Genomic DNA, 6,115 nt, shown 5'->3' with positions numbered 1-6,115 from the left:
GAGTCGCGGGGGGCGGGGGGGGGGCGGGCGCCGCCCCCCCCCCCCCCAGGAACGGGATGGGACGGGTAGGGGCGGCGGGGGCGAAAAAATCCCGACCGACCCCGGACCAGCCAGCTCAGGCCGACTCGTTGAGCAGCCGGGCGAGGTGGTCGTGGCCGGCGTCCAACAGCCCCTCCAGGGGCGCGGCGGCCTCGTACCACCGCTTCTCGTACTCCCAGCACAACCACCCGTCCCACCCGTGCCGGGAGAGGACCTCGACGCACTCGGAGAGCGGCAGGACACCGGCGCCCAGGGCCAGCGGGGTGGTGTCCTCGGCCGAGGCGATGTCCTTGACCTGGACGTATCCGAGGTGCGGGGCGAGCGCCGCGTAGCTCTCCGACGGCTGCTCGCCGCCGAGCCAGGTGTGCATGACGTCCCAGAGCGAGCCCACCTGCCGGTGGCCGACCGGGCCCAGGACGCGGATCGCGGCGGCGCCCGTGCGATGCGAGTCGTGGGTCTCCAGGAGGATGCGTACGCCGAGGTCCGTCGCGTACTCGGCGGCCGTGCCGAGCCTGCGGGCCGCCGCCGCGTCGGCCTCCGCGGGGGACTGTTCGGTGCCGCCGCCGGGGAAGACGCGGATGAACGGGGCGCCGAGGTCGCGGGCCAGTTCGAGGAGCGCGCGGAGGTCGGTGAGCACGGGTTCGTCGTCGCCGGGGGCCGCGACCCGGACGTACCCGGCGAGGCCGAGGATCTCGACGCCGGACGCCTTGAACTCGGCGGCCACATCGGCCCGTTCGGCCAGCGTGAGACCGAGGTGGACGGGCTCTTCGGGGTGCGTGCGCAGCTCGACGCCGTGGTAGCCGTGGCTGGTCGCGAGCCGCAGGACATCGGGGAGGGGGAGACCGGGGACGCCGAGGGTGGAGAACGCCAGTTTCATGTCCACGGACCCTACCCGTCGCTTCAACACTTCACCGGCGCCACTTCACCGGTCTGTCGTCCCGTGCAGGTCGAGGCGCCAGTCCTGCCCGAGCAGATCCTTGCCGAAGGAGCGGTGGGGCTTCTCGGTGGTGAGGACGAAGCCGTGGCGCTGGTAGACGTGGCGGGCGGCGGTGAGTACGTCGTTGGTCCACAGGACGAGGTCGCGGTAGCCGACCTCGCGGGCGAAGCCGACGACAGCCGCGACGAGCCGGTCGCCGATCCTCAGCCCGCGCGCGTCCGGCTCGACGAGCAGCAGCCGCAGCCGGGCCGTCCCGGGCGCCTCGTCCCGTACGCACATCACGCACCCGACCGGCCGCCCGTCCAGCTCGGCGATCCACACCCGCTCCAGATGCGGGTCGTGGTCCTCGGCGAAGTCGGCGACGATCCGGGCGACCAGACCCTCGTAGTCGGTGTTGAAGCCGTACTCGGACGCGTACAGCGCCGCGTTGCGCTGCACGATCCAGCCGAGGTCGCCGGGGGCGGGATCGCGCAGCACGACGTCCTCGCGGCGCGGCGGCCGGCCGTCGGAGAGGAGCGAGCGGACCGTGCGCAGCGCCTCCGCGAGCCGGGGCCGGTCGGTGGCGGGCACGGTGGCGAGCAGCGAGCCGATGGCCTCCGTGGAGCGCTCGTTCAGCAGGTCGGCGGTCTCGCGGCCCCGGCTGGTGAGCGTGACGCGCCGCCGCCGGGGATCCCGGTCGGAGGGCGCCCGCTCGATCAGCCCGTTCTCCTCGAACTTGTTGAGGATCCGGCTCAAGTACCCGGCGTCCAGGGTGAGTTCGGCACGGAGATCGGCGGCGTCGGTACGGGTGGAGTGCGCGAGTTCGTAGAGGACGCGGGCCTCGGTGAGGGTGTAGGGGGCGTAGAGGCTGCTGCTGTAGTCGAGCGCGCCGATCACGTTCGTGTAGAAGCGGTTGAAGGAACGGATGTCCTGGACGGTCACGAGCCACCTCACCGACGGAATGATCGATATCCGATATCTGACTCAGTCAGAGATGTTGCCGCTTCGAGGGTAGAGCGCGGGCGATGTGTTCCTCAAGGCCCGGCAACGGAGCGGCAATGCCCGTCTCCGGCATCCCACGGCTTGGCCAACCCCATGCCACTCGTTGCTCACTTGTTCATCCGCCGCCCCTGACGCCCCTCGCCGCCCGAGGCGAAGAGTGAAGCCGAAAGTCAGGCCCAACAGGCTCAAGAAGGGGCAATCATGGCCGAGTTGACCCGTCGTAGACTCCTTGGCTCCGCCGCAGGCACCCTCGGCGGCGCCGCGGCACTCTCCCTCCTCCCGCCCAGCGTGCAGCAGGCCGTCGCGGCCGGACCGCCGCGGCACGGCTCGCTCGACGACATCGAGCACGTAGTGATGCTCATGCAGGAGAACAGGTCCTTCGACCACTACTTCGGCACCCTGTCGGGCGTACGGGGCTTCGCGGACCCGCACGCGCTGAAGCTGCCCGACGGCCGCCCGGTCTTCTACCAGCCGGACGCCGTGAACCCGAAGGGGTACCTCCTCCCCTTCCACCTCGACACCCACACGTCGAGCGCGCAGGCGATCCCGTCCACGAGTCACGCCTGGTCGGTGCAGCACGAGGCGTGGAACGGCGGCAAGATGGACCAGTGGCTGCCGGCCCACCGCAAGGCGGACGGCGTCAACGGCCCCTACGTGATGGGCTATTACACGCGCGAGGACATCCCGTTCCAGTTCGCGCTCGCCGAGACGTTCACGATCTGCGACAACTACTACTGCTCGGTGTTCGGCCCGACCTGGCCGAACCGCCTGATGTGGATGACGGGGACGATCGACCCCGGCGGCACCCAGGGCGGCCCGATCACCAGCAACGTGGCACCGACCCCGTACCGCTGGACGACGTACGCCGAGCGCCTCCAGGCGGCGGGCGTCAACTGGAAGGTGTACCAGCAGGACGACGACTACGGCTGCAACATGCTGGAGCAGTTCGCCACGTTCAAGCAGGCGGCGCCCGGGTCGGAGCTGTACGAGCGGGGCGTACGTCCGCAGCCGGAGGGCACGTTCGAGGACGACGCTCGCAACGACCGTCTCCCGACGGTGAGTTGGATCATGCCGACGAGCTTCCAGTCGGAGCACCCGGACTATCTCCCGGCGGCGGGCGCGGACTTCGTGGCGTCGAAGATCGAGGCGATAGCGTCGAACCCCAAGGTGTGGCGCAAAACAGCCTTCATCCTCAACTACGACGAGAACGACGGCCTGTTCGACCACGTGGCCCCGCCGACCCCGCCGGACGGCACGGCCAACGAGTTCATCGGCGGCCTGCCGATCGGCGGCGGTTTCCGCGTCCCGGCGATCATCATCTCGCCCTGGACGGTGGGCGGTTGGGTGGCCTCGGAAGCCTTCGACCACACCTCGGCACTCCAATTCCTGGAGCGCTTCACGGGAGTCGAGGAACCGAACATCACCGACTGGCGCCGCGAGACCTTCGGCGACTTCACCTCCGCCTTCCGCTTCCGCGACTCCCGCCCCCGCCCGCCCCGCCTGCCGCACGACACGGCGGAGCAACTGGAACGCGCGAAGGAGGAGGTGGCAACGCTGCCGAAGCCGACACTGCCGGGGGCCGCGCAGTCGTTCCCGCGGCAGGAGAGGGGGAGGCGGCCGCACGTGTGAGGCGCGGTGGGGTGAAGTGAGGTGATGGGCGGGGCGCCCGAATCATGGTCGGGGGCGCCCCGCCCGGAGGCCGTCGTGAGGTCGCGCGGAGTTGGCCGACCTCGGCTCCGGACGTGCGCCGCGGAACGAGCTACGCACCCTCGTTGTCACCGTCACCGTCACCGTCACCGTCACCGCGCAAGGAATGGACCATGTTCTGCAGGATCCGGAACGCGCCTGACTGCTCGGTCTCGGTCAAGCCGGACAGCATTCTGGCCTCGACGGACCGGACGGCTGCGCTCGCCTTCTCGAGGCTTCGTCGGCCGCTGGGCGTGAGCCGCGTGGGAAGCACCTTCCCGACGGGTGCCTCCGCGGGCCTGGTCACGTAGCCGTCTCGTTCGAGGGCCTGGAGCAGCACGTTCATCGTCTGCCGTGTCACGAACGCGCCCCGCGCGAGCTCGGAGTTCGACAAGCCCGGTCGCTGCGCCAGCAGTTCGAGGCAGGAGTAGTGCGTCACGCTCATCCCGAGCGGCCGCAGCACCTCCTCCATGGCCGCGCGGAGGGCGCTCGACGCTTCTTTGAGCAGGTAGCCCAGTGACGTCTCCAGGTCGACGCCGACACCTTCTTGACTCATGTCAGTATTCTGACATAGCTTGCGGCGTGTCAGTAAACTGACACGAAAAGAAGGAGTGTCATCATGCCCGCCACCGGCCCCGACTTCATCTCGCTCCAAGTGCGCGACCTCGACGCTTCGCAGGCGTTCTACGAGCAGTACCTGGGCCTCGTCCGCTCGCCGGCCGGACCTCCGCACGCCGTCGTCTTCGAGACGAAGCCGATCGCGTTCGCACTCCGCGACGTCATCCCCGGCACCGACCTGGCGTCCGTCGCCCAGCCCGGCATCGGTGCCGCGATCTGGCTCCACGCCACCGACGCCCAGGCCATCCACGACGCGCTCGTCGCCGACGGTCGCACCATCGTCTCCGCACCGATCGACGGCCCCTTCGGCCGGACCTTCACCTTCGCCGACCCCGACGGCTACCAGGTCACACTCCACGACCGCACCTGATCGACCCGACGCCACCGGGCGATCATCAGCGGTTGCGCCCATGCCTGCGGCTGTCCGGGGTGCCGCGCGACACGTCGATGCGCTTGATGGTGGGCGCGCGATGTGCCGTCCGACGGGCGAGGCGCCCGCAAGCATGGCTCGGGCTCGGGCACCCCACCCGGACAAGTCCGGAAGCCGGAAGAGGGGGGACGGGGTCTCAGGTCCAGAACTCGTTGGCCCGGTCGATGTCCTCGACGCACTCGTCGAGGTCGGTGACCTTGTCCCCGACGATCCGGAACACGATGGCGCCGGGCTCGTCGAGTCGCCTGCCCTGACGCTCGGCGGTGAAACGGTGCACGGCGACCGCGTGCCCCCGGCCGTCGACGAGGATGTTCATCAGCACGACGCGCATACTCCCGGCCGTCTCCTCGGCGAGCCGACCGTACATCTCGATGATCGCGTCCTGCCCCTTGAAGTCCCCGGAGAGGGGATGGCTTCCGGGTACGTGCTGGGTACAGTCCGCCGCCATCAGTCCGCGCAGTGTGTCCATGTCACCGCGCGAGAAGGCGTCGTAGCCCTTGCGCACGAGGGCTGCGTGCGGGTGCTCAGCCATGGTGATCGCCACCTTTCGGTGTGTGGGCGATGTTCGACTGACGGGGCCCATTGTCCTCGGGTTGGGGGCGGTACGCAGGTCAGGGCGCCGGCCGCCGCCCCACGTGGCGATCGGCCGCCCCCGCCGGAGCCCCTGGAACCCCCGGAGCCTCCGGAGCGGCGAAGTCCGCAAGATCGCGGAGATACGTCAGACCTGGGCGCCCCGAGAGCTGCCTCTCGCCGACGACCGCGAACCCCGAGCGGGTCAGCACGGCCCGCGACGCCGCGTTGTCGAGCCTGCTCGCGGCACGCAGGGTGGTCAGCCCGTAGCGGTTGGCGGCGAGACCGCACAACGTCCGTACGGCCCAGGTGGCCAGCCCCCGGCCTGCGGCGCGCTCCGCGATCCGGTACCCGAGATCGGCGCCGCCGTCCGCCACATCCACGAGATTGATCCGCCCCAGCACTTCACCCTCGGCGCCGACGAGCACATGGAAGTAGCAGACACCGGCCTCCTGCTCGGCGAGCAGCGCACGATGCCGCTCGTCGAACCGGGCGAAGTAGTCGTCCCCTCGATCGGGGATGGATGCGGCGAAGTAGGCCCGGTTCTCCTGCTCGAAGGCGAGCAGCGCGGGGGCGTGGCCGGGTCGGAGCAGCTGTATCTCGGGAATGGACACGCACAGGAATATAGGCACCCTGACCACCAGCAGGCCTTCGTTTTTCCCGGCAGCCCCTCGCCGCGACCGCCGACGGGCTGGGCCGGCCCGCACCATCCAGCCCGTCCGGCGTTTGAGGACGAGGCCGTTCGGGCCGATCTTCCCGCCCACCCACCCGTGCTTGCCCACCCGCCCCAGGCACACCTCAGCCCGTCCGGCGTTTGAGGACGAGCGCGTTCAGCGCGACAAGGGGGGTCTGGG

7 protein-coding genes are annotated in these 6,115 nt (G+C 70.3%); 2 read left to right on the top strand and 5 right to left on the bottom strand.

Annotated elements, in window-relative coordinates:
• Positions 1-115 precede the first annotated feature (115 nt).
• Positions 116-916, bottom strand: a complete 801-nt coding sequence (locus ACWCRB_RS48570; RefSeq protein ID WP_451002180.1) for a sugar phosphate isomerase/epimerase family protein — start codon at positions 914-916, stop codon at positions 116-118.
• A gap of 45 nt (positions 917-961) precedes the next feature.
• The gene (locus tag ACWCRB_RS48565; RefSeq protein ID WP_451002182.1) at positions 962-1,897 is read right to left on the bottom strand and encodes a bifunctional helix-turn-helix transcriptional regulator/GNAT family N-acetyltransferase; all 936 of its coding nucleotides are present in this window, start codon (positions 1,895-1,897) and stop codon (positions 962-964) included.
• Positions 1,898-2,158: 261 nt separating this feature from the next.
• Here ACWCRB_RS48565 and ACWCRB_RS48560 point away from each other — a divergent pair, with 261 nt between their 5' ends.
• Positions 2,159-3,586 (top strand): alkaline phosphatase family protein, encoded by a 1,428-nt coding sequence (locus ACWCRB_RS48560; RefSeq protein ID WP_451002179.1) that lies wholly within the window; start codon positions 2,159-2,161, stop codon positions 3,584-3,586.
• A 130-nt stretch (positions 3,587-3,716) separates the two neighbouring features.
• On the opposite strand, the gene ACWCRB_RS48555 is transcribed toward ACWCRB_RS48560, so the two are convergent.
• Positions 3,717-4,199, bottom strand: a complete 483-nt coding sequence (locus ACWCRB_RS48555; RefSeq protein WP_451002178.1) for a MarR family winged helix-turn-helix transcriptional regulator — start codon at positions 4,197-4,199, stop codon at positions 3,717-3,719.
• A 63-nt stretch (positions 4,200-4,262) separates the two neighbouring features.
• Between ACWCRB_RS48555 and ACWCRB_RS48550 the strand changes: the two genes are divergently transcribed.
• The gene (locus ACWCRB_RS48550) at positions 4,263-4,631 is read left to right on the top strand and encodes a VOC family protein (RefSeq protein WP_451002177.1); all 369 of its coding nucleotides are present in this window, start codon (positions 4,263-4,265) and stop codon (positions 4,629-4,631) included.
• 196 nt (positions 4,632-4,827) lie between these two features.
• Here ACWCRB_RS48550 and ACWCRB_RS48545 read toward each other — a convergent pair whose 3' ends face one another.
• Both ACWCRB_RS48545 and ACWCRB_RS48540 read right to left on the bottom strand, forming a co-directional pair.
• Positions 4,828-5,223, bottom strand: a complete 396-nt coding sequence (locus ACWCRB_RS48545) for a nuclear transport factor 2 family protein (protein WP_451002176.1) — start codon at positions 5,221-5,223, stop codon at positions 4,828-4,830.
• A 79-nt stretch (positions 5,224-5,302) separates the two neighbouring features.
• Positions 5,303-5,869, bottom strand: a complete 567-nt coding sequence (locus ACWCRB_RS48540; RefSeq protein WP_451002181.1) for a GNAT family N-acetyltransferase — start codon at positions 5,867-5,869, stop codon at positions 5,303-5,305.
• Positions 5,870-6,115: the final 246 nt, after the last annotated feature.

The sequence above is a fragment of the Streptomyces sp. NPDC002156 genome, assembly GCF_053593675.1.
This window is presented reverse-complemented; position numbering and strand designations above follow the sequence as displayed.